23 protein-coding genes are annotated in these 22,868 nt (G+C 73.0%); 13 read left to right on the top strand and 10 right to left on the bottom strand.

Translation table 11 applies throughout. The annotated features are described in order from the left end of the window. Positions 1–20 precede the first annotated feature (20 nt). The 3 genes from FLW16_RS04155 to FLW16_RS43400 form a co-directional block, all read right to left on the bottom strand. Positions 21–638, bottom strand: a complete 618-nt coding sequence (locus tag FLW16_RS04155; RefSeq protein ID WP_142557754.1) for a DedA family protein — start codon at positions 636–638, stop codon at positions 21–23. Between the two features lie 203 nt (positions 639–841). Further along, positions 842–1,366, bottom strand: a complete 525-nt coding sequence (locus FLW16_RS04150) for a DUF6789 family protein (protein ID WP_185949245.1) — start codon at positions 1,364–1,366, stop codon at positions 842–844. A gap of 101 nt (positions 1,367–1,467) precedes the next feature. Further along, entirely contained in the window at positions 1,468–2,016 is a 549-nt protein-coding gene (locus FLW16_RS43400; protein ID WP_185949244.1) for an ester cyclase, read from the bottom strand. 198 nt (positions 2,017–2,214) lie between these two features. On the opposite strand from FLW16_RS43400, the gene FLW16_RS43395 reads away from it, so the two are divergent. Continuing rightward, positions 2,215–2,490, top strand: a complete 276-nt coding sequence (locus tag FLW16_RS43395) for a hypothetical protein (RefSeq protein ID WP_185949243.1) — start codon at positions 2,215–2,217, stop codon at positions 2,488–2,490. A 203-nt stretch (positions 2,491–2,693) separates the two neighbouring features. Here FLW16_RS43395 and FLW16_RS04140 read toward each other — a convergent pair whose 3' ends face one another. Together FLW16_RS04140 and FLW16_RS04135 are read right to left on the bottom strand one after the other, a co-directional pair. Then, positions 2,694–3,647 (bottom strand): glycosyltransferase, encoded by a 954-nt coding sequence (locus FLW16_RS04140; RefSeq protein WP_142557750.1) that lies wholly within the window; start codon positions 3,645–3,647, stop codon positions 2,694–2,696. A gap of 81 nt (positions 3,648–3,728) precedes the next feature. Beyond that, positions 3,729–4,289, bottom strand: coding sequence for an HAD family hydrolase (locus FLW16_RS04135; RefSeq protein WP_260614862.1), 561 nt, complete (start codon positions 4,287–4,289; stop codon positions 3,729–3,731). A 196-nt stretch (positions 4,290–4,485) separates the two neighbouring features. On the opposite strand from FLW16_RS04135, the gene FLW16_RS04130 reads away from it, so the two are divergent. The 10 genes from FLW16_RS04130 to FLW16_RS04085 all read left to right on the top strand — a co-directional run bounded on the left by FLW16_RS04130 (position 4,486) and on the right by FLW16_RS04085 (position 15,238). Then, positions 4,486–6,126: a carbamoyltransferase C-terminal domain-containing protein gene (locus tag FLW16_RS04130; RefSeq protein ID WP_142557748.1), complete on the top strand. Its 1,641-nt coding sequence runs from the start codon at positions 4,486–4,488 to the stop codon at positions 6,124–6,126. Further along, complete coding sequence (locus FLW16_RS04125) at positions 6,123–7,163, top strand: glycosyltransferase family 2 protein (RefSeq protein WP_260614861.1); 1,041 nt, start codon at positions 6,123–6,125, stop codon at positions 7,161–7,163. Before FLW16_RS04130 ends, FLW16_RS04125 begins: the two co-directional genes overlap by 4 nt. Further along, complete coding sequence (locus FLW16_RS04120; protein ID WP_142557746.1) at positions 7,160–8,200, top strand: glycosyltransferase family 9 protein; 1,041 nt, start codon at positions 7,160–7,162, stop codon at positions 8,198–8,200. The genes FLW16_RS04125 and FLW16_RS04120 overlap by 4 nt, the downstream gene beginning before the upstream one ends. Further along, the gene (locus FLW16_RS04115) at positions 8,197–9,390 is read left to right on the top strand and encodes a glycosyltransferase (protein WP_142557745.1); all 1,194 of its coding nucleotides are present in this window, start codon (positions 8,197–8,199) and stop codon (positions 9,388–9,390) included. The genes FLW16_RS04120 and FLW16_RS04115 overlap by 4 nt, the downstream gene beginning before the upstream one ends. A gap of 3 nt (positions 9,391–9,393) precedes the next feature. Continuing rightward, complete coding sequence (locus FLW16_RS04110; protein ID WP_030512289.1) at positions 9,394–9,945, top strand: SIS domain-containing protein; 552 nt, start codon at positions 9,394–9,396, stop codon at positions 9,943–9,945. Continuing rightward, a complete protein-coding gene (locus FLW16_RS04105; RefSeq protein ID WP_142557743.1) occupies positions 9,942–11,324 on the top strand; it encodes a PfkB family carbohydrate kinase in 1,383 nt (460 codons plus the stop codon). The genes FLW16_RS04110 and FLW16_RS04105 overlap by 4 nt, the downstream gene beginning before the upstream one ends. A gap of 32 nt (positions 11,325–11,356) precedes the next feature. Next, positions 11,357–12,037 carry an SDR family oxidoreductase gene (locus FLW16_RS04100; RefSeq protein WP_142557741.1) on the top strand — a complete coding sequence of 227 codons (681 nt, stop codon included), beginning with the start codon at positions 11,357–11,359 and terminating at the stop codon, positions 12,035–12,037. Further along, complete coding sequence (locus tag FLW16_RS04095) at positions 12,028–12,975, top strand: glycosyltransferase family 9 protein (RefSeq protein WP_142557739.1); 948 nt, start codon at positions 12,028–12,030, stop codon at positions 12,973–12,975. The genes FLW16_RS04100 and FLW16_RS04095 overlap by 10 nt, the downstream gene beginning before the upstream one ends. Beyond that, positions 12,972–13,931, top strand: a complete 960-nt coding sequence (locus FLW16_RS04090) for a UDP-glucuronic acid decarboxylase family protein (RefSeq protein WP_142557738.1) — start codon at positions 12,972–12,974, stop codon at positions 13,929–13,931. The genes FLW16_RS04095 and FLW16_RS04090 overlap by 4 nt, the downstream gene beginning before the upstream one ends. Positions 13,932–14,065: 134 nt before the next feature. After that, positions 14,066–15,238, top strand: a complete 1,173-nt coding sequence (locus FLW16_RS04085) for an alpha-hydroxy-acid oxidizing protein (protein WP_142557736.1) — start codon at positions 14,066–14,068, stop codon at positions 15,236–15,238. Here FLW16_RS04085 and FLW16_RS04080 read toward each other — a convergent pair. Next, the gene (locus FLW16_RS04080) at positions 15,225–17,762 is read right to left on the bottom strand and encodes a LuxR C-terminal-related transcriptional regulator (protein WP_185949242.1); all 2,538 of its coding nucleotides are present in this window, start codon (positions 17,760–17,762) and stop codon (positions 15,225–15,227) included. The two genes, FLW16_RS04085 and FLW16_RS04080, sit on opposite strands and share 14 nt — an antisense overlap. Positions 17,763–17,919: 157 nt before the next feature. Here FLW16_RS04080 and FLW16_RS04075 point away from each other — a divergent pair, with 157 nt between their 5' ends. Further along, entirely contained in the window at positions 17,920–18,525 is a 606-nt protein-coding gene (locus tag FLW16_RS04075; protein ID WP_142557732.1) for a carboxymuconolactone decarboxylase family protein, read from the top strand. 16 nt (positions 18,526–18,541) lie between these two features. Here the strand turns inward: FLW16_RS04075 and FLW16_RS04070 are convergent, their stop codons facing one another. From FLW16_RS04070 to FLW16_RS04050, 4 genes are all read right to left on the bottom strand, one after another. Continuing rightward, positions 18,542–19,678: a DUF6461 domain-containing protein gene (locus FLW16_RS04070; protein WP_185949241.1), complete on the bottom strand. Its 1,137-nt coding sequence runs from the start codon at positions 19,676–19,678 to the stop codon at positions 18,542–18,544. 69 nt (positions 19,679–19,747) lie between these two features. After that, positions 19,748–20,674 (bottom strand): MerR family transcriptional regulator, encoded by a 927-nt coding sequence (locus tag FLW16_RS04060; RefSeq protein WP_142557727.1) that lies wholly within the window; start codon positions 20,672–20,674, stop codon positions 19,748–19,750. 22 nt (positions 20,675–20,696) lie between these two features. Then, positions 20,697–21,413, bottom strand: a complete 717-nt coding sequence (locus tag FLW16_RS04055) for a Mut7-C RNAse domain-containing protein (RefSeq protein ID WP_142557725.1) — start codon at positions 21,411–21,413, stop codon at positions 20,697–20,699. A gap of 40 nt (positions 21,414–21,453) precedes the next feature. Next, positions 21,454–21,924, bottom strand: coding sequence for a MarR family transcriptional regulator (locus FLW16_RS04050; RefSeq protein ID WP_142557723.1), 471 nt, complete (start codon positions 21,922–21,924; stop codon positions 21,454–21,456). A 68-nt stretch (positions 21,925–21,992) separates the two neighbouring features. Here FLW16_RS04050 and FLW16_RS04045 point away from each other — a divergent pair, with 68 nt between their 5' ends. After that, entirely contained in the window at positions 21,993–22,868 is an 876-nt protein-coding gene (locus FLW16_RS04045) for an alpha/beta fold hydrolase (RefSeq protein ID WP_142557721.1), read from the top strand.

The raw sequence follows: 22,868 nt of genomic DNA, 5'->3' as shown, positions 1-22,868 counted from the left end.
GGGCAGATCACCGGAGAGGGTCAGGCGGAGGTGCGCGCGGGAAGACGTTCCGGGGCGAGCCGGGTGGCGCGTCGTTTCCTGAGCCATCTCACCAGCTCGGCGATCGCGGCGATCGACAGCGCGATGCCGAGGCCGAGGAACAGGCCCTTGATCGGGTCGTTCTCGAACGCCATGCCGCCGAAGAAGCCGATCAGCCCGGAGTACACCGCCCACGAGCCCGCCGCGATCGCGTCGAAGAACGTGAACGAGCGCAGCGGATGCCGTACGGCGCCCATGGTGAGCGTGGTCGCGGTGCGTCCACCGGGGATGTATCTGGCCACGACCAGGACGAGACCGCCCCGCTCGGCCAGCGCGTTCCGCGCCCAGACGAACGGCCTCTTCTCCCGCAGCCTGCCCGCCGACCTGCTGCCGATCAGGTAGGAGATGTGGTCACCCGCGCATGCGCCGAGAGCCGCGACCACGATGACCAGGGCCAGGTTGGTCTCGCCCGACGCGGCGAACACCGCGGCGGTGATCACCGAGGTCTCGGCCGGCACGATCGGGAAGAACCCGTCGAGCAGCGCCAGGGCGAACAGCGCCACGTATAACCAGGGCGATGACATCACCTGCTGGACCAGGTCGAGGATGGCGTGCGACATCAGTGTGACTCCGATCATTAGGACACGGGTCCACCATGTCGGCCGAAGAGCATCCGGGACATCCGGGAGATCCCGGAACGGACGCGGGCCCATCCCCCACAGGGGTCAGGGCCGACACGCCATCAAGCTGGACACTCGGCAGGTCACGGCGCATCGGACGATCGGCGGGCGTCACCCCCTGCTTTCGTATGCGCTGGCGAACGTCACCGCGCCGGGACGGGTTCGGGGGTGGGCATGACACGCCGGACCTGCTCGCGAACGCGGGGCGCGAGTTCGGCGGTCAGCGGCGCCTTCTCGGTCCGCAGCCGGTTGAGCGCGAGGGCGAGCGCCGTGCCCCACACCAGGTGTCCCGCCAGCAGTGCGGCCTGGCGTCCCGCGCGGTCCTTGGGGATGGGCGGGTACGCGCCGATGCTCGGCGCGAGGCCCTGGTAGCCGAAGTACCACACCAGCAACCCGTACGCCGTGCCGATCGGAACGGGCACCCGCTGTCCGGCCGACAGCAGGCCGAGCACCGAGCCACAGGAGGAGCCGAACGCGAAGTGCGCGATCGTGCCCAGCACGTTCTCGCCCCTCATGGGCTTGTCCCGCCCGGAAAGGGTCAGCCGCACGAACCGCCGCGGCGGCGGCTCCTCCAGCAGGCCGGCCCTGTCCGCCGCCATCAGCACCGCGCTGTACACGGCCGTCGCGAGCGCGCCGCCGACGGCGCCGTTCACCAGGTTGCGCATCATGAGGAGCCTTTTCCCACCTGGGCCGGATCACGTGCCCTCGCGGTGCCCCGTTCTCGGTAAACAATCAAGGTCCCGCCTCGCCGGCACGGACGCGGCGGCGGTCACCGGCCGCTGAGTCTGCGGAGAAGCCGGCGGACGGATCCGGACCGCGACTCGGCGGCAGGCAGGGGCTCGGCCTCCCGATCAGGGGTGGCCGTGTGGACGGGGGCGGCCGCGGAGCCGGGCTCGGTCTGTGCGAGCCGGCAGCCCAACGACATGTAAGCACGCAACTGGTCGTAGTAGATGCGCCCGCTGGCGAACCTGCCGTCTTCCACCGTCCACATCCCGCACCCCGTCCATGAGACGGGGCGGCCGGTGCCGGGGATCTCGGTGCCGTCCGGGAGCAGCATCACTCCCGCCTGGCTCCCCGACGTGACCCATTCGACGGCGATGGTGTCACCGCGGACCCGCATCGTGGTGACCTCGGTCGTCAGGTCGGGCACGGTGGAGAAGAACTGGCCGAAATACCACTCGATCTGTTCGTGCCCCTCGACCATCCCGACGGGGGTCACGATGACGGCGTCCAGGTGGAAACAGTCCAGAAGACGCCTCTTGTCGTGCGTGCAGAGTGCCTCCGCGAAAGCGTCATGGATCTCCCGGGAATCGGGCATGGCTCCCCCCTGCCGCCCCGCAAGATGTTCCCGCAGGGAGAACCTGCCGGTCTCAACGAGGGGTAAGGCCTTCCCCACGTAGACATCAGCAGCGCGACCCGAAGGACATCGCAGGCTGCCCGCGCGCTGAACGTCGCTGTCACCTTTTACAGCCCTCCAGGACGTTCGGAGCGCGCCAGGCGCCACCGTCTCCTCCGGATGCTGCCTGAGCTGTCCGCACGGCAGGTGGACACGGTCGTCTTCGAATCCCGGCGGGAGCAGGACACCGGCGATAGAGCGATCTTGACACACCTCCGTAGATCTGGGCAGGTTGCCGCTGACATGGCTGTTGTTTGGTCGCGAGCGAGTTCCGATGCGGCGCTGTGGACGGCAGACGTGATCGCGGGAATCGTCGCCGGATGGCTGGACGGAGAAGACCGCTGGTTGGCGCTCTTCGGGGAGCGCATCACGTTTTTGGAAGCCGAAGGAATCTGATCCCGAATAGCGCGAGCGCCGGGCTCCCGATTCCATCGGGGGGTTCCCGGCGCCACTTCCGCACTCCAGGGAGTGCGACACAGTCAGTATCCATATGCTGCCGGTCTGTCGTCAAGCCGGGTCTCAGGGCTCGCACATGGCCCGCAGGCGAGAGCCACCGAGGCGACCGAACCAGGTCGTCGCGGTGGCTCAGGCTGAACAGGTCATCCCTGGGCGATCGAGGCGAGCAGCTTGTCCCAGTCGGCGAGGAAGCGGTCGAGGTTGTAGCGGGCCAGCGCGGCCGAGCGGGCGGCCTTGCCCGCCTGTACGGCGAGCTCGGGCTCGTTGGCATACCGGTCGAGGGCCCGCAGCAGCGTCGGCAGCTTGGTCGAGACGACCCCCGCCTCCGGCGGCACGGCCTCCACGGCCTCGGTGGTGGCGAGCGCGACGACCGGCATGCCGATCATCATGGCCTCGATCAGCGACAGTCCCAGCGAGGTCCAGCGGTAGGGGTGCAGGTAGACCCGGCGCCGGGCCAGCTCGGCGTGCATGGCGGCCTGCGGCAGGTCCTCGAACGTCTCCATCTCCTCGGAGAGGCCGAGCTTGGACGGCAGGTTCGTCACCTTCATGCCGAACACGTCGAGCGGGGCCGTCGCGGCGAACGTGGGCAGCAGGTCGGTGCCCGCCACCCGCCAGCGCCTGATCGGCTCGTTGACGACCACGCCGGCACGGGCCAGCTCGCCCGTGTAGAGGTAGCCGGGGTCGACGACCCCGTGCTCGATCACATGGGTGGGGGCGCGGCCGGAGTCCCAGAACAGGTCGTTGAAGTGGGTGACGTGGACGATCGGGACGTCGTCGCGGTCGGCCAGGGGATGACGGGTCTTGGGCACGTCCCCCGCGGGCGTGTTGTGCTCGACGTAGACGCCGGGCACGTCGCGCCCCAGCCATTCGCGGGCCAGGTCGAGCTCGTGCGGCCGCTGGTAGACGACCACGTCGACGTCCTCGCCGGCCAGCCGGTCGTACGGGACCTCCCGCGCGGTGTCGGGCCAGGGATAGGTGTCGGCCCGGCCCCGCCCGTCGGGACCGCGGTCGGGGGTGAGCGGCACCAGATAGTTGTGCCGCCCATGCACGAAAGAGGTGGTCCACGAACCGTGGACATGCCAGACCATGATCTTCATCGCTTCGCTCCCCGTCCGTCGTACTGCCGACCTCGGAACACCGTGCCCTCCGCCCGCGGGCGCCTCACCCACCTGCCCTGGTCATGCCCTCTTCATCCTCAGCTGTGAGCTGAACTCCCCGAGGACCAGATCGACCGCCGCGGCGAGGTCGGACGCCACCTCGGGGGCGGCCGCCACCTCCTCCGGCAGCGTCACCGGGGTCGGCACGAGGATGCCCCGGGCGCCGGCGGCGCGGGCCGCCTCCACGTCCCGGCCGATGTCGCCGATCACCACGCAGTCCTCCGGGCGGACGCCGAGCCGGCGGGCCGCGCGCAGCACGAGACCGGGCGCGGGCTTGCGGCAGTCGCAGCGGTCGCCGTCGTCGTGCCGGCAGATCTCCCACACGTCGAAGGGGCCGAGCAGGGCGTCCACCCGGTCGTTCACGGCGCGCAGGGCCTCCGGGACGATCAGGCCCTTGGCGACCCCCGACTGGTTGGTCACGATCCCGATGGGGATGCCCTCCGCGCGCAGCCGGTCGAGCGCCTCCCGAGCCCCGGCGACGGGCTCCACGCGCTCGGGATCACTGTTGTAAGGAACGTCCTGAATCAGCGTTCCGTCACGGTCGAAAAGCACCGCGGCGGGCGGACGGGCGGCCTGTGGCACGAGCAACCTCCTGCACGAATCGCCCGCCGGGCTACCCGGGGGACAGGTCGGCAAACACCGCCGCAACTCTGCCCGTGACTACGCAGAGTAGTAGTTATTGAGTGCATCCCCCACTCACGTCGACTTCTCTACAAAGGAGTGTTTAGGAGCGCTTCTCTCGGTAACCAGACCTCCACTGCGCCACGGAGGGAAACCGATGCGGTTCTTGGGGATAAACGCGATTTTTCATGATCCAGCCGCTGCGCTGGTCGTGGATGGTGAGGTGGTCGCCGCAGCAGAGGAAGAGCGCTTCAGCCGCCGCAAGCACGGCAAGCGCCCCGTCCCGTTCTCCGCCTGGGAGCTGCCGGAGCTGGCCGCCGCGTGGTGCCTCGAACAGGCCGGGCTGCGGCCCGAGGACCTCGACGGCGTCGCCTACTCCTACGACCCCGAGCTCGTGGTGCCCGGAGGGCCAGGGCAGGACGAGCGCTGGGAGGACCTGCGCACCACCTACGCACGCCGCGCCCCCAGCTTCCTGGCCACCGCGCTGCCCGGGCTCGACGCCGCCCAGGTGCGGTTCGTCCCCCACCACATCGCGCACGCCGCGTCGGCAGGGCTGGCCGCGCCCTACCGCGAGTCGGCGGTGCTGGTCTGCGACGGCCGCGGCGAGGCCGTCTCGCACCTGGCCGGGCACTACCGGGACGGCGAGCTGACCGTCCTGGCGAGCCAGGCGCTGCCGCACTCCCTCGGGCTGATGTACGAGGACCTCACCCAGCACCTCGGCTTCCTCCGGTCGAGCGACGAGTACAAGGTGATGGCCCTCGCCTCCTACGGCGAGCCGCGCTTCCTGCGCGAGATGCGCGAGCTCATCTACCCCACGGGCGACGGCGGGTTCCGGGTCGAGCCGATCGACTGGAGCGTCTACGCCAAGGCGCTCGGCAAGGGCGAGAAGTGGACGGCCGACCACGCCGACCTCGCCGCGAGCGTGCAGATCCGCCTTGAGGAGGTGCTGCTCGACCTCGCCACGTGGCTGCACGAGCGGACCGGGGCGCGCTACCTCACGATGGCCGGGGGAGTGGCGCTCAACTGCGTGGCCAACACCCGCCTGTTCGCCGAGGGCCCGTTCGAGGAGGTGTGGGTGCAGCCCGCGGCGGGCGACTCGGGCACCGCGCTCGGAGGCGCGCTGCACCTCGCGCAGGCGAACGGCGACCACGTCACGCCCATGCCCGGCGCCGACCTCGGGCGGGGCTGGACCGACGAGGAGCTGGGCGCCTGGCTCGACGTCGCGCGGGTGCCGTACGAGCGCCCCGCCGACCTCGCCGCGACCGTCGCCGCCGAGCTCGCGGCCGACCGCGTGATCGCCTGGTTCCAGGGACGCGCCGAGTACGGCCCCCGCGCGCTCGGCCGCCGTTCCCTCCTCGCCCACCCCGGCAACCCCCGCAACACCGAGCGGCTCAACGACGTGAAGGGCCGCGAGCAGTTCCGCCCCATCGCCCCGATGGTGCTGGCGGAACGCGCTCCCACGATCTTCGGCAGGGGCCCGATGTCGAGCCCGTACATGCTGTTCGTCCACGACGTGCGGCCGGAGTGGCGCGACCGCATCCCCGCGGTGGTGCACGTCGACGGCACGGCCAGGATCCAGACCGTCGAGCGCGGCCGCGACCCGCTGCTGGCCCGGCTGCTCGAGGAGTTCGAGGCGCGCACCGGGCTGCCGGTGGTGGTCAACACGAGCCTCAACACGGCCGGCCGCCCGATGGTGGACGACCCCCGCGACGCTCTGGAGTGCTTCGGCTCGGCCCCGGTGGACGTGCTCGTCCTCGGTCCGTACGTCGTGCGCAGGGGGGCGGTGTTCGCCGGATGACGACTGAGATGACCCGGGAGACGAACTCGGCTTCCACCGGGGAGCCGCACCAAGAAACGGGACCGGCGGTCACGGTCGTCATCCCGACGATCGGGCGGCCCAGCCTGGCCGCCACGCTCGCCGCCGTCGGCTCCAGCTCAGGTTCAGGTTCCGGTCCCGAGATCCTCGTGGTGGACGACCGGCCGGGGGAGAGCCCGGAGCCGCTGCCGGTGCCCGACCGTGTACGCGTGCTCAGGTCGGGCGGGCGCGGCCCGGCCGCCGCGCGCAACGCCGGATGGCGGGCCGCGACGACACCGTGGGTGGTGTTCCTCGACGACGACGTGGTGCCGGGCCCGGGCTGGGTCCGCGCGCTGACGGCGGACCTCGCCCGCCTGCCCGAGAACGTCGGCGGGAGCCAGGGACGGCTGGAGGTGCCGCTGCCGGCCGGCCGCCGCCCGACCGACGCCGAGCGCAACACCGCCGGGCTGGCCGGCGCCGACTGGATCACCGCCGACATGGCCTACCGCAGGACGGCACTGGAGGCGACCGGCGGATTCGACGAGCGCTTCCCCGGGGCCTACCGGGAGGACGCCGACCTCGCGCTGCGGGTCGAGCAGGCGGGGTTCGCCCTGGTGAAGGGCGAACGCCTGACCCGCCACCCGGTGCGCGACGACGGCTTCTGGTCCAGCGTGCGCTTCCAGCGCGGCAACGCGTCCGACGCGCTCATGCGGCACGTGCACGGCCGCGACTGGCGGGCGGCCATCGGCGGCCACCCGGGCAGGCTCAAGCGGCACGCGCTCACCACCGGCGTGGGCCTGCTCGCGCTCACGCTCGCCGCCACCGGGGGGCGGCGGAGGCGGCTGGCCGCCGCCGCGGGACTGGCCTGGCTCGGCCTGACCGCCGAGTTCGCCTGGGCGCGCATCGCCCCGGGCCCGCGTACGCCGGAGGAGATCGCGCGCATGGCCGCGACCAGCGTGGTCATCCCACCGGTGGCCTGCGCGCACCGGATCAGAGGCGAGGTGAAGGTGCGGACGGGGAAGACGGGGAGGCGCTCGTGATCGGGACCGCTCTGGTGGTGCGGCCCGACAACGCGGGCGACGTGCTGCTCGCGGGGCCCGCCGTGCGCGCCGTCGCCGCCTGGGCGCGGGAGGTCGTGATGCTCGCAGGCCCGCACGGCAGGGCCGCGGCCGAACTGCTGCCCGGCGTCGACCGTGTCCTGGAATGGCGCGCCCCGTGGATCGACCCCGACCGGATGCCGATGACCTCCGAGCACGCGGCCCGCCTGGTGGAGCAGGTCCGCGCCGTCGGCCCGGACGTGGCCGTGATCTTCACGTCCTTCCACCAGTCGGCGCTGCCGACGGCCCTGCTGCTGCGGCTGGCGGGAGTGCCGCGGATCGCCGCGATCAGCGAGGACTACCCCGGGTCCCTGCTCGACGTGCGTCACGTCGTGGACGAGAGCGTGGACGTCCCCGAGCCGGAGCGCATGCTCGGCCTCGCCCGCGCCGCCGGCTTCGACCTCCCGCCGGGCGACGACGGGCGGCTCGCCGTGCGTGGTCCGCTGCCGGACGTGGAGCACCTCACCGGCCCGCCCGGCTACGTGGTGGTGCATCCCGGCACGACCGCGCCGGCCAGGGCGTGGCCCGCCGAGCGCTGGGCGGAGGCGGTCGAGGCGCTGCTGGCCGCGGGCGAGCGGGTCGTCGTCACCGGCAGCCCGGGCGAGCGGGCGCTGACCGCGCTCGTCTCCGGTCCCGCGCTCGATCTGGGCGGGGCGACCACGTTCGCCGAGCTCGCCGCCGTGCTCGCCGGGGCGTCGGCGGTGGTCGCCGCCAACACCGGCCCCGCCCACCTCGCGGCCGCCGTCGGCACGCCCGTGGTCAGCCTGTTCGCCCCGGTCGTGCCGGCCGCCCGCTGGGCGCCGTACGGCGTGCCCACGGTGGTCCTCGGCGACCAGGACGCCCCCTGCCGGGGGAGCAGGGCGAGGATCTGTCCCGTACCCGGTCATCCGTGCCTGACTTCGGTCGGCGGTGAGCAGGTGGTCGACGCGGTGCGCCGCCTCATACCGGCCGAGGAGGCGGTGAAGGAGAGGGTGCCATGAGGATCGCCCTGGTGTCGGAGCACGCCAGCCCGCTGGCGACCCTCGGCGGTGTGGACGCCGGCGGGCAGAACGTGCACGTCGCGGCGCTGGCCCTGGCCCTGTCCGAACGGGGCCACGAGGTCGTCGTGCACACGCGGCGAACCTCACCCGACCAGCCGGACGCCGTGCCCATGGCGCCCGGCGTCACCGTCGAGCACGTGCCGGCCGGACCGGCGGAGCCGCTGCCCAAGGACGAGCTGCTGCCGCACATGCCCGAGTTCGGGGAGCACCTGGCCCGCAGGTGGAAGGCCGAGCCGCCCGACGTGGCGCACGCGCACTTCTGGATGAGCGGGCTGGCCACGCTGACGGCGGCGGAGCCCCTTGAGATACCGGTCGTGCAGACCTACCACGCGCTCGGCTCCGTGAAACGGCGCTGGCAGGGCGAGGCCGACACCAGCCCGCCGAGCCGGCTCGCGATCGAGCGCGACATCGGCCGCCGGGCGGTCGCGGTCATCGCGACCTGCTCCGACGAGGTGCGCGAACTCGTCGCGATGGGCGTGCCGCGCGACCGGATCGCGGTCGTGCCGTGCGGCGTCGACCTCGGCCTGTTCCGCGTGGACGGCCCGGCCGCCCCGCGCGGCGACCGGCCCCGGGTGCTGAGCATCGGCCGCATGGTGCCGCGTAAGGGGGTGGACACCGTCGTCCGCGCGATGCGGCAGGTGCCCGGCGCCGAGCTCGTGATCGCGGGCGGCGACCCGGGTGACGAGGAGAGCACACGGCTGCGCACGCTGGCCGACGGCCTCGGCCTCGGCGACCGGGTCCGGCTGATCGGCAGCGTGAGCCGGGCCGAGGTGCCGGCCCTCATGCGCTCCGCGGACGTCCTGGTGACCGTCCCGTGGTACGAGCCGTTCGGCATGGTGCCCCTGGAGGCCCTGGCCTGCGGGGTGCCGGTGGTCGCCTCGGCGGTCGGCGGCCACCTCGACACCGTCGCCGGATGCGGCGTGCTCGTGCCGCCTCGGCGGCCGCGTGCGCTGTCCCGCGCGCTCTGCGATCTGCTGACCCGGCCCGGCCTGCGGGCGGCGCTGTCGGCCGCCGGAGCCCGGCGGGCCCGCGCCCGCTACGGCTGGCCCAGGATCGCCGAGCAGACCGAGTCCGTGTACCGAAATCTGGCCGGCGGGTGCCTGGGCACCCTCGCCGCCGCGGGAGGCTGAGCGATGCATCCTCATCTGGCCCGGCTGAGCACCGCGCTGACGGCGGTGGACCCGGAGACGCCCAAGATCCACGCCTGGGGCTACAAGCTCGCGGCCGTGCTGAGCGGCGGCGGACGGCTGCTCGCCTGCGGCAACGGCGGATCCGCCGCCGAGGCGCAGCACCTGACCGCGGAACTGGTCGGGCGCTACCGCGCCGACCGGCGGCCGTACGCCGCGATCCCGCTGCACGGCGACACCTCGTCCCTGACCGCCATCGGCAACGACTTCGGCATGGCCGAGCTGTACGCGCGGCAGGTGCGGGCGCACGGCCGGCCCGGCGACGTGCTGATGTGCCTGTCGACCAGCGGGACGAGCCGCAACGTGACCGAGGCGGCCGAGGCCGGCCGCGAGTGCGGCCTGACGACCTGGGCGCTGACCGGCCCCGGGCCCAATCCGCTCGCCGAGCTGTGCGACGAGGCCCTGACCGTGCCCGCGGACGACACCGCGACCATCCAGGAGGTGCATCTCACGGTGATCCACATGCTCTGTGACGTGATCGAGAAGGCTGTCGCGTGAGCGGACCACTTGTCATCGTCGGAGACTCCCTGCTCGACGTCGACGTCGAGGGCACCGCCGACCGGCTGGCCCCCGACGCGCCCGTTCCCGTGGTGGAGGGGCAGGCGGAGCACCACCGGCCGGGCGGCGCGGGGCTCGCGGCGCTGCTGGCCGCCCGCGACGGCACGCGGGTGGTGCTGATCAGCGCCATGGGGGACGACCCCTCCGGCCGCTGCCTGGAGGGGCTGCTGTCGCCCACCGTCGAGATCGTGCGGCTGCCGCTGCGCGGCACGACCGTACGCAAGACGCGGGTCCGCGCCCGTGGGCAGACGCTGGTCAGGATCGACACCGGTGACGGGCGGGCGATGGGCCGGCCCGGCCAGGTGGCCTCCGCCTCCGCGTTCGCCCGCGCGGCCGAGGCCCTCGCCGCGGCGAGCGCGGTCCTGGTCGCCGACTACGGGCGCGGCGTGGCCGACCTGCTGCGCGAGCCGCTGCGCGGCCTCGACGTGCCGCTGGTCTGGGACCCCCATCCCCGGGGGTCGCTGCCCGTGCCGGGATGCGCGCTGGTCACGCCCAGCGAGGCCGAGGCCCGCGGCATGTGCGAGGAGCCGTACGTCTCGCCGGAGCGCACCGCCCGCAGGCTGGTGCGCGATCTCGACGCCGAGGCCGTCGCGATCACACTGGGGGAGCGCGGCGCGATGCTGGCCCGCCGCGGCGGCAGGTTCGGGCCGGTCCCCGTCCCGCACGTCGCGTCCGGCACGGACGCCTGCGGCGCCGGCGACCGCTTCGCCGCGGCGGCGGCGCTCGCACTGGCGGACGGCGCGTCCACCGAGGACGCCGTCGCCCGCGCGGTCGGCGAGGCCACCAGGTTCGTGGAGGAGGGCGGGGCCGCCGCGCTGCGCCTGCCGCGCCCTGCCGCCGAGTCGCCGGTGCCGTTCCCGCCCGGCGCGTCCGCCTTCGAGGTGGCCGCCGCCGTACGCGCCGCGGGGGGCCGCCTGATCGCGACCGGCGGGTGTTTCGACCTGCTGCACGCCGGGCATGTGAGCCTGCTGCGGCGGGCGCGGGCGTTAGGCGACGCCCTGGTGGTCTGCGTGAACTCCGACGACTCGATCCGGCGGCTCAAGGGCCCGAGCAGGCCGCTGGTGAGCGAGCGCGACCGGGTCGAGGTGCTGCGCGCGCTCGGCTGCGTGGACGCGGTGACGGTCTTCGACGAGGACACGCCGTCGTGGGTCATCGAGCGCCTGTGCCCGGACGTGTGGGTGAAGGGCGGCGACTACGACGAGCGGTCGATGCCGGAGGCCGAGGCCGTACGCCGGGCCGGAGGGGAGGTCGTCATCCTGCCGACCGTGCCCGGATACTCCACCACCGGCCTGATCGCCGCCGCCCGAGCCGCTTCGTGACATCGGCCGCCTATCGAAAGGGATCGACCTCAATGGTGGGAAACGTATTGATCACCGGTGGCGCGTCCGGCCTGGGCCGGGCCACCGCCATGGCGGTCGCCAAGGCCGGCGGGCGGCCGCTGGTCGTGGACGTGAACGAGCCGGACGGCGGTTTCGACCACGTGCGGGCCGACCTGGCCGACCGGGAGCAGGCCGAGCGGGCCGTGCGCGAGCTCGCCGACCGGGCGGGCGGGCTCGACGGCGTCGTGACGGCGGCGGGCACCGACGCCTGCGGACGGCTTGAGGACGTGGACGCCGATCAGTGGGAACGGGTGATCGGGGTCAACCTGCTCGGGACGGCCGCGGTGGTCCGGGCGGCCCTGCCGTATCTGCGCCGGTCGGGAGGCAAGGTCGTCACCGTCGCCTCCACGCTCGGGGTGCGCGCGCTCAGCGACGCGACGGCCTACTGCGCCTCGAAGTTCGGCGTCGTGGGCTTCACCCGGGCGCTGGCGGCCGAGCTGGCCGGTCAGGTGGGAGTGACCCTGCTGATCCCCGGCGGCATGCAGACGAACTTCTTCAACGACCGCCCCGACCAGTACAAGCCCGGCCCCGACGCCCGGCTGAACCAGCCGGAGGACGTCGCCTCGGCGATCCTGTTCGCGCTCGGCCAGCCGCAGGGCTGCGAGGTCAGGGAGCTGGTCGTGTGCGCCTCCACGGAGACGTCATGGCCCTAGAAGATCCGCAAAGACCGGTCCTGCTCGCCCTGCGGGGGCTCGGGCTCGGCGACCTGCTGACCTCGGTGCCCGCGCTGCGGGCGCTGCGGCGGGCGCACCCGGGGCACCACTTCGTGCTGGCCACCCCGGCCTACCTCGGCGGGCTGCTGCCGCTGATCGGCGGCGTCGACGAGCTGCTCGACGTGTCCGGCCCGGGGCCGGTGCCGTACGAGTCGCCGGACGTCGCGGTCAACCTGCACGGCAGCGGCCCGGAGAGCATCCAGGCGCTGCGCCGCACACGGCCGGGCCGCCTGCTCACGCACGCCCACGACCTGGTGCCGGGCCCGGACGGGCCGTCCTGGGAGCCGGAGACGCACGAGAGGCGCCGGTGGTGCTCCCTGCTGGAGTGGTACGGCATCCCGGCCGACCCGGAGGACCTCGCGCTGGGCGACCCGGGGCCGAGCCCGCTCGCCGGCGGCGAGATGATCATCCACCCGGGCGCGGCGTTCCGGGCGCGGCAGTGGCCGCCGGACCGCTTCGCCCAGGTGGCGGCCGAACTGGCCGGTCAGGGCCACCGGGTCGTCGTCACCGGCGGCGTGACCGAGATCGCGCTTGCCCGGCACGTCGCCCAACTCGCCGGTCTGCCGGAGGAGTCCGTGCTGGCCGGCCGTACGAACCTGCCCGAGCTGGCCGCGCTGACGGCGCACGCGGCGCTCGTCGTCTGCGGCGACACGGGCATGTCGCACCTGGCCACCGCCGTCGGCACGCCCTCGGTCATCCTGTACGGCCCGGTGCCGCCCGCGCTGTGGGGGCCGCCGCCGGGCCGTCCGCACATCGCGTTGTGGGCCGGGCGCAGGGGCGACCCGCACGGTGACCGGCCGTCGGAGGGGCTGCTCGAGATCGGGGTGCCCGAGGTGCTCGACGCCGTCAGAAGGTTGCGAGGAGTGGGAGTGCGGTGAAGGGATCCCGTGTCGTGGTCACCGGGGGAGCCGGGTTCCTCGGTTCCTACCTGTGCGAACGGTTGGTGGAGCGCGGTGCGGCGGTCGTCTGCCTGGACAACTTCCTGACCGGGTCGCCGCGCAACGTGGAGCATCTGATCGGGCGGCCGGCGTTCCGGCTCGTGGAGTGCGACCTCACCGGGTTCGTCCACGTGCCGGGCCAGGTCGACCTGGTGCTGCACTTCGCCTCGGCCGCGTCCCCCGCCGACTACCTGCGCCATCCGATCGAGACGCTGAAGGTCGGCAGCATGGGGACGCTGCACGCCCTCGGGCTCGCCACCGAGAAGGGCGCGCGGTTCGTCCTCGCCTCCACCAGCGAGGTGTACGGCGACCCGCTGGAACACCCGCAGAAGGAGACGTACTGGGGCAATGTCAACCCGGTCGGGCCGCGTAGCGTGTACGACGAGGCCAAGCGGTTCGCCGAGTCGCTGACCACGGCCTACCGCAACTCGCGGGGCGCAGACACGGGGATCGTGCGGATCTTCAACACGTACGGCCCGCGGATGCGGCCCCACGACGGCCGGGCGATCCCCACGTTCATCCGTCAGGCGCTGCTGGGCGAGCCGATCACCGTGTCCGGCGACGGCAGCCAGACGCGGTCGATCTGCTACGTCGACGACACGATCGACGGCGTGCTCGCGCTCGCGGAGAGCGACTTCGCCGGGCCGGTGAACATCGGCAACCCGGCGGAGATGTCGATGGCGGAGCTGGCGGAGACGATCCGCGACCTGGTGGGCTCGTCCTCCCCGATCCGGTTCGTCGAGCGGCCGGTGGACGACCCCGCCGTCCGGCGTCCCGACACCTCGCTCGCGGAGGAGCGGCTCGGCTGGCGTCCGCGCGTCGACCCCGTCATCGGCCTGCGCCGCACCATCGACTGGTTCGAGAAGGAGCTCACCTCCTACTCCGTCGCCTCCTGACGCCCGCCGTCCATCGGGCCCGCCCGCGGCTTCCGCCACGCCGCCGGCGGGTCCCTCGGTTCCTTTCCGCATACTTGGCCGTCGCTTGGCCGCTCGACTCGGGTAGCGCACTCTGCCAGGGGTAACGCGCACGTGTGAGCTTCGCGGAGTACCAGGACGAGCTGTACGCCCAGGGACAGACCGGCCATCAGCCGCCGTATCCCATGACCTTCGCGGAGCTGGAAGAAAGGGCGTCGGCCGCGATGCGGCCGAAGGTCTGGGGGTACGTGGCCGGCGGCGCCGGTGACGAGCACACTCAGCGGGCCAACTGCGAGGCGTTCACGCACTGGGGCCTGTATCCGCGCATGCTGGTCGCTCCCGCCGAGCGCGACATGTCCATCGAGTTGTGCGGGACAAGGCTGCCCTCGCCGGTGTTCATGGCGCCCATCGGGGTGATCGGGGTGTGCGCCCAGGACGACCACGGCGACCTCGCGTGCGCGCGGGCCTCCGCCCGGACGCACGTTCCGTTCTTCGCGGGGACCCTTTCCGCGGATCCGATGGAGGACGTGGCCGCGGCGCTCGGCGACACACCCGGCTTCTTCCAGCTCTACACGCCGCCCGATCGAGACCTGGCCGCGAGCCTGGTGCACCGCGCCGAGGCGGTGGGTTTCAAGGGCATCGCCGTCACCCTGGACACCTGGGTCACCGGCTGGCGGCCCCGGGACCTGAGCGGCTCGAACTATCCGCAGGTGCCCAGCGGATGCCTGAGCAACTACACCAGCGACCCGGTGTTCCTGAAGGGACTGCGACCCGGCGAGGACGCCACCGAGGCGTTCCTGCGCAGACTGCCGATCTTCGGTGGACCGTTCAGGTGGGACGACCTCGACTGGCTGCGGTCGCAGACCAGGCTGCCGCTGATGCTCAAGGGCATCTGCCATCCCGAGGACGTCCGCCGCGCCAAGGACCACGGCGCGGACGCCGTCTACTGTTCCAACCACGGGGGACGGCAGGCCAACGGAGGACTGCCCGCCCTGGAGTGCCTGCCCGGCGTGATCGAGGCCGCCGACGGGCTGCCGGTCCTGTTCGACTCGGGTGTGCGCAGCGGCGCCGACGTCGTCAAGGCGCTGGCGTTGGGCGCCACCGCGGTGGGAATCGGCCGTCCGTACGCGTACGCGCTGGCGCTCGGCGGCGTCGACGGTGTCGTGCACGTGCTGCGCTCCATACTGGCCGAAGCGGACCTCATCATGGCCGTCGACGGGTATCCCACCCTCAAGGACCTCACGCCCGAGGCGCTGCGCCGCGTCGGAGGCGGCGTCACGGCGTCGTGAGGAGAGGGCGTTCGTCGAACGGTACGAGCCGCAGCGCCGCCGTCGGCGACAGGCGCTCCCCGTGAGCGTGGGCGCCGTCGAAGGCCCCTGCGCCCAGGATCCGTACGAGGGTGTGGCGCAGCTCCCGGTCGGGCGGCTGCGGGGGGCGCATGTGCGCGCCGGCCGCCTCGCGCACGCTGTGCGCCGTGCCGAGAAGCACGGCCGCGCTGCGGGGGCGCTGCTGTGCGGCGTACACGGCCGCCAGGGCCTCGAGCGCCGACACGAGCACGAACGACTGACCGGCGAGCGCGATGGCCTCGACACTGGCGCGTAACAGCTCTTCGGCCCGGGCCGGCTCCCGCTTCTCGTAGGCCCGCTGACCGAGCATGTGCAGCGCGCGGCCCGTGCAGCGGCGGTCGCCGAGCCGGCGCAGGGTGGGCAGGCACTCGCTCATGAGCTCGGCGGCCCGGTCGTGGTCGCCGCGCAGCCACGCCAACTGCCCGAAGCCGACCGTCGCGTGCGCCATGTCCGCCTCGCTTCCGGCGGCCTCGGCCAGCGCGCGGCTCTCGGTGAGCCATCCGTGCACCTCGTCGTCGGCGATGCCCGCGGCTATCGACCGTTGCGCCATGAGGTACAAGGTGTTGGCCGCGCATATCTGATCGCCCGCCCTGCGGAAGAACGCCGCGCTGTCTCGCCCCCATTGGAGCGCCCGGCTCAGGTCGGCGGTGGTGATCGCGAGGGCCTGCATCGTCAGCGCGCTGTCCCACGGATGCTCGTCGCCGAACCCGGCAAGCGCCTCCTGCAACGCCGGGGCGACCAGCTCCGGCCGGATCCAGGTCGCGCTCATTCCGACCGCGCGTGCCGCCCTGGCGCGAGTGAGATCGTCGAGACCGGCGGCCAGCCTGGCCGCCCTGCGGGCCAGGTCGAACGCGGCGCGCGCGTCCCGGGAGTCCAGGACCAGGCAGGCCTCGGTGAGTCCGGCGACGACGGCGGGCGTGGCGGGCGGGTCGGCGACGGCCAGCGCCTGCCGGATCCACTTGTGGGCTTCGCGGCGCCGGCCGGTGACGTCCCAGAACCGCTGCAGCGCGGCGATCATCCGCCACGCGGACTCGACGTCGCCGGTGCTGATGCCGTGTGCCAGCGCGGCGTGCAGATTCGGCTGCTCCGTGGTCATGCGGTCGAGCCAGACGCGCTGGTCCGAGGTGCGTAACCGCTCGGCAGCCTGTTCCGCGAAGGCGAGGTAGTGGGCGGCGTGACGGCGCCTGGCGGCCGGCTCACCACCCGAGCCGGCCAGCCGCTGGGTGGCGTACGCCCGGATCGTCTCGAGCAGCCGGTAGCGCCGGGTGCCGCGCCCCACAGTGGAGACGAGCGATTTGTCCACCAGCCTGGGCAGCAGCGTGATCACGGCTTCGCCACCGAGATCCTCGCCCTCGCATGTCGACACGATGGCCGCCAGGTCGAAGTCGGCGGGGAACACGCCGAGCCGATCGAACAAGGTTCGCTCGCCGTCGTCCAGCAGTTGGTAGCTCCAGTCGATGGTGCTGCGCAGGGCGCGGTGCCGCGGCGGGGCCGTACGGGCTCCGGCGGACAGCAGCTCGAAGCGCTGGTCGAGGTGCTCCACGAGCTCGACCGGCCCGAAGGTGCGCAGCCGCGACGCGGCCAGTTCGATGGCCAGCGGCAGCCCGTCGAGGCGCCGGCACAGCGCCGCGACGGCCGGGGCGACGGCGTCGGTGAGGGCGAAGCCGGGCGATGCGGCCGTCGCGCGGTCGACGAACAGGCGTACGGCGTCGTAGGGCGCGATGCTCTCGGCTCGCTCGGACGCGTACGGAGCGGGCAGGTGCAGCGGCCGCACCTGGTAGGCCACCTCGCCGGGGATGCCGAGCGGTTCGCGGCTGGTGGCGAGCACCCGCAGCGCGCCGCCGGCGCCGAGCAGGTCGGCGACGATCTCGGCGGCCTCCGCGACGACGTGCTCGCAGTTGTCGGCGAGCAGCAGACAGCTCGAACCCGCGGCGACCTCCCGCAGGATGTCGCGGAGCGGCCATCCCGGCTCCGGCACGACGCCCAGCGCCCGGGCGAAGGTGTCGCCGGCCGACTCCGGCTCCACCGGAGCGAGATCGGCCAGCCGGACGCCGCCGGGGAATCGGTCGGTTGCGGATTCGGCCACGTGCAGCGCGAGCCGCGTCTTGCCCACGCCGCCCGGGCCGACGAGCGTGACGAGACGATGGGCGCCGAGCAGCGCGACGAGTTCGCTCGTCTCGTCCGCCCGGCCGACGAGGCGGGTCAGGGGCGCGGGCAGAGCGGTGCCGGCGCGGGCGGTACGTCGCAGTCGCGCACCCGTCTCGGCCAGTGCCGCCCGGTCCGCGGCGCCGAGCTTGCGCAGCAGGGCGGCGATGTGGCTCTCCACGGTGCGCACCGAGACGTGCAGCCGTTCGGCGATCTCGCGGTTACGCAGCCGTTCGGCGACCGCCCAGAGAATCTCGGCCTCGCGTCCGGTGACCCCGGCGCGAGCCAGCCGATCGGGCAGGCCGCCCTCGTGGTGCCTCATGCACGCATTGTCCTTCGGCACGGGCGCCCAGCGATACGAAGCCGGCGGCACGGAGACCGCGTCCGTATGGGAATCCGTGCATCGCACGGTTGAACCGAGGTGGGCGAACGGCGACGCTGGCGATGCAAGCGAGGCGGCGACCCGTGAAAAAGAGGCCATGGACAGAATCGGTTTTCTCGGCGTCCCCGACGTCACCGCCGAGGCTCGGCAGCTTTTCGACGAGGACGTCGCCGAGGTGGGTTACGTGATGAGCGTCTCACGCCTGTGGGCCTATCAGCCGGCGACGGTGACCGGGCTGTTCGCCCTGCTGCGGCAGGTGAACAGCGGGGACCGCCTCAGCCCGCGTCAGCGCTCCGTCCTCGTCACCGCGTGCGCGTCGGCGTTCGGCGATTCCTACTGCTCGCTCATGTGGGGAAGCAGGCTGGCGCAGGCGGCCGACGCGGAGACCGCCGCGGGAGTGCTGAAGGGCGTCGACGACGGCCTGGACGACAGCGAGCGGGCCATGGCCGCGTGGGCCAGGAAGGTGGCGCGCGACCCCAACGGCACCACCGCGGCGGATGTGCAGGAGCTGCGCGACGCCGGATTCGACGATTCGCAGATCTTCACGATCACCGCGTTCGTGGCGCTCCGTGTGGCGTTCTCGACGGTCAACGACGCGCTCGGCCTGCGCCCCGACGCGCCTCTTCGCTCCACCGTGCCCGGTGTCGTCCGCGACGCGGTCACGTTCGGCCGTCCGATCGACGACGTCGGCGACGAGGCGTAGCCGCGGACGGTGACGTTCAGGCGTCGGACAGGATCTCGCGGATGGCCTCGCGGACCGCCGGCCAGTCGGCGCCCAGGGCCAGACCGGCGTGATGGTAGGCGTCGAACACCATCGGAATGTCGGCGACCGTCAGGGCGGTGCCTTCCGGTCCGCGTGCGGCGATCTGCAGGGCGATCCCCGCCTGCATCCGCTGCCACGCCGGGTTCTCCTCGAACGACACGCCGTCCAAGCCGTCCACGTCGTCATCGTCATCGTCATCGCGGTCGGTTTCGTGGAACCGCTGCGCCAACGGCATCACGAGCTGTTCCCGCAGCTCCACGATTCGCTGCTCCCCGGCCCGCCGCCCGGCCGCGAGGTCGGCCTGGACGTCCCGTACGACGGGAAACTCGCCGAGCCGGAACCGCGTGGCGAGCAGTTCCGCCACATGCGCGAGAGCGGCGAACTGTCGCGACTGCGACGCCGCCTCCACTGCGACCCTCAGCTTCATCTCCGGGTCGTTCCGGTATTCGGCGAGTTCCTCCGGTGAGGGCGGCTCCGTCGCCAGGGGCCACTGGAAGGTGAGGTAAGGATGCGTCCCGGCGAGCCATTCGCCGGTGAGCCGCACCCCCGTCACCAGCTCGACGACGGTCATCGCGGCGGCCTGCCAGTCGTCCTCGTCCCCGGAGAGCAGTTCGGTCATGGCACGCAACTCGGGTTCGAGCACCGCGAAGTCGTCGCCGGTCCACTCATCCCAGAACATCGCGTCGAGGCGGACCAGCACCCGTCCGCCGGCCGCGTAGCTCAGCCTGTTGTTGCCGTCGACGTCCCAGTAGACACCGCACACCCGGCCGTCACGGCTGAGCCGCCGCAGGACTTCGGGCAGGCTGCCCAGGAACCCGTTGTTCTCGAACAGCATCACGGCCGGGCCCGCGGGCGCCGCCGACATCGGGTGGACCCCGTCGTAGTAGGGGAGCGCCTCCAGCGGGGCGGCCTCGTGCACCCCGTGCGGGGTTCCGCCGCTCACCCGGGCTCCCACATCGGCGACGGAGATCGGCCGATGGTCGTGCGGGACGACGACCGTCCAGCAGACGGCCGTCTCCAGCCATGGTTCCTTCTGCAGCAGCTCCCGGTAGTGGGAGAAGACGTCAACGAAGGCTGAGCGGCTTTGATCCATGGAGGACACTCCGGAGCGCGAGAGGACATGTCGGCGTGATCGTGCCAGAAGGTGCCGACAGTTGTTCCGTCACTGGTCGCAATGGGCTCTCAGCGCGTCGGCGAACCAGGTGAGGGCCGGGGCCAGCGGGTCCGGGGGCGGCCAGCCGTTGACCACCGCGAGCAGCCGGAAGTACGACTCCCTGCGCGGGTCGTTCGCGGTCTCCAGCAGGGTGAGCAGCCGGCGCCGAAGGGCGGTGTCGTCCGGACGGCCGACGAGGCCGGCGTATTGAGCGGTCACGGCGGCGACGATCGCGCCGGCCTGAGGTGAGGCGCTGCCTACGCCCGCGGCGAGTGCGGGGGCGACATGGTCGCGGATCATCGCCACCGCGTCCGGGCGCGGGCCTTCTCCCCGGACGCGGTCGGCCAGGTGCTGCTCGGCGACGCGCCGCATGAGCGCCCCGAACTCTGGGTCGGCGGCCAGCCCGGCCAGCTCGATCCACGCCTCGACCTGCTCGTCCTCGGGGTCGTCGGGCAACTCCGGGGTCATCGTGCGCCTGATTCCCGTCAGGTCGGTGTCCAGGCCGCCGAAGGCGGCGTCGAGGAAGCCGTCGACCAGGCGCCGGCGCTCGTCCTCGGAAAGCCTGGCAAGTCTGTGCATGAGATCCATCTCCTCGGGGGTGGAGCCGCGCCGTGCCACCGCCGTCGCCACCGCGCGCCGCAGGCGCAGCACCCGGATCTGCGTCGCCAGCGCCTCGGCGTGCGCCGCCGCGACCTGAGCGAGCGTGGTCTCCCGGTCCAGGACTCTGCGGATCGTGGGAAGGTCGATCCCCAGGTCGCGCAGCGTACGTACGAGCTCCAGCCGGGCGACGGCGTCGTTGTCGTAGAGGCGGTAGCCGGCCGGATTGCGGCCGGTGGGCGGCACGATCCCGCAGTCGGAGTAGAACCGGATGGCCTTGACCGTCAATCCGGTCCGCCGGGCCAGCTCACCGATCGAGTAGAGCGTGTCGCCGTCCATGCCCCCACCCTCGCGCCTCCCCCTACTGGAGACTCAACCCTGCCGCGTGGAGGGCGCGGTCGACGACGGCGGCCAGGTCGCCGCCGTGGGCGCCGTGCCAGTAGATCCGGCCGCAGGCGAGGCAACGGGCGAACTCGTCGTAGCTGCGCCGGGTCCCGGGCTCCAGTGCGTCCTCCACCTCCTCCTTGCCGACCGGCGCGAGCCGCCCGTTGCAGGCCGTGCAGCGGGTCCACGGGGCCAGCGGCGGCCGGAAACGGCCGAGCACGTCGAGGAACTGGTCGTCCGGCCGGGCGCCGCGCACGTACGCGCCGAGCCGCAGCGACCGGCGCCGCAGGATGCCCCGGTCCTGCGTGAGCAGCACCCGGCCCTCGGCGTTGGCCTGCTCGATCAGGGCGTCGTCGTCCATGTCGTTGCGGTACGCGGTGTCCAGGCCGACCAGGCGCAGCCGCCGCGCCAGCGTCCCCAGGTGGACGTCGAGGACGAACCGGCAGTCCGGCACGGCCTGCGGCCTGGGCACGGCCGGCACCTCCACCACCTCGTCCGGGCCCGGCCGATGGGACCGGTCGACCGGGCGGCCTCCGGCGACCGGCTCGCCGATCTCGGTCAGCGGAACGCCCGCCGACTCGATCAGGTGGCCGAGCGAGGACGTCCCGTCGTACGGCAGGAGCACCTCGGGCCGCCGGTTGCGCGGCGCGAGGAAGATCCACAGCTCGGGTGAGAAGCGTACGGACACCTCCATGCCCCCAGCATGCCCCCTGCCGCAGGGGCGCGGCCGCCGGTCATGGGCCTTCCGTCGTCAACGCGTCCAGTGCCGTCAGGAGGAAGAGCCGCACCGCGGCGAGGTGCCGCTCGTCGAACCCGGACAGCACCCCGATCGTCCTGTCGATGAGCGGGCCGAAGTAGCTCCAGCCCAGTTCCTTGGCGCGGTCCTCGACTCTCAGCAGGACCCGGCGCCGGTCCTTGACGTCGCGGACCCGGCTGACCAGGCCGAGCCGTTCGAGCCGGTCGACGACCCCCGTGGTGCCCGCCGAGTTGAGGCCCAGCCCGGCGCCGAGGAAACCGGCGGTGGCGTCGACTCCGGCCCGCTCCGCGTCCAGCAGGCAGATGAGCGCCCGCACGTCGGTGACGTGCATGCCGTGCTCGGCCGCGAATTCCGCCTGCCGCAGGCCGTACTCCACCGTGACCGCCCGCAGCAGATGGAAGATCTCCATCTCCGGGCCCTCGCGCTCGCGTGCCACCCCTGACGCCATGGCAGCCCCTCCTCGGCCTATTATCTCGCTCAACAAGATTATCGCTCAACGAGACATTGCGAGGCGTCTTGACGACCATCGACGACGCGTTTCTCACGGCCTACGACGCCGTCCTGGCGGCGCGCTGGCCCGCCTCCACCGAGTCGGCCGAGATCCGCACGCCCTACGGCACGACCCACGTCAACTCCGTCGGCCCCGCGGACGCGCCGCCGGTCGTGCTCCTCCACGGCGGCGGGACCACCTCGACCGTCTGGTCCGACACGGCGAGGTCGCTGGGCACGGCCTACCGGGTGCACGCGGTCGACACCGTCGGCGAGGCGGGACGCAGCGTCGCCGGCGAGCGGGCGATTCGGACGCTGGGCGACCAGATGGCCTGGCTCGACGCCGTGCTCGACGCCGTGCTCGACGGATCGGGCGCCTCAACGGTGTCCCTGTGCGGCCATTCCTACGGGGCGTGGAGCGCCCTGCACTACGCGGCGCACGCTCCCGGCAGGGTGAGGGCGCTGGTCCTGGTCGACCCGACGAACTGCTTCGCCGGCTTCTCCCGCCGCTACCTGCTGCGCGCCCTGCCGATGCTGCTCCGCCCGACCGTACGGCGACGCCGCGCGTTCCTCGAATGGGAGACCCGGCACGCGGACCTGGACGAGACGTGGCTGCGCCTCTACGACCGCGCCGCCGCCTTCCCCGCCGCCCGGCCCCTGACCGGTCCGCGTCCCGGCCCGGAGGCGCTGCGTGCGCTGCGGCCTCCGGTGCTGCTCCTCCTGGCCGAGCGCAGCCGGGCGCACGACATCGGCCGGGTGGCCGCCTCAGCCGCGGCGCTCCTGCCTCGCGTGGAGACGGCCGTGCTGCCCGGAGCCACCCATCACAGCCTTCCCCTCGCGGCACCGGCCGAGATGGACGCGCGCATCGAGGAGTTCCTCGCCGCGTACGGGCGGGACGACTGA

The sequence above is a fragment of the Microbispora sp. KK1-11 genome (genome assembly GCF_006874435.1).
In the GTDB taxonomy this organism is placed as follows: domain Bacteria; phylum Actinomycetota; class Actinomycetes; order Streptosporangiales; family Streptosporangiaceae; genus Microbispora; species Microbispora catharanthi.
This window is presented reverse-complemented; position numbering and strand designations above follow the sequence as displayed.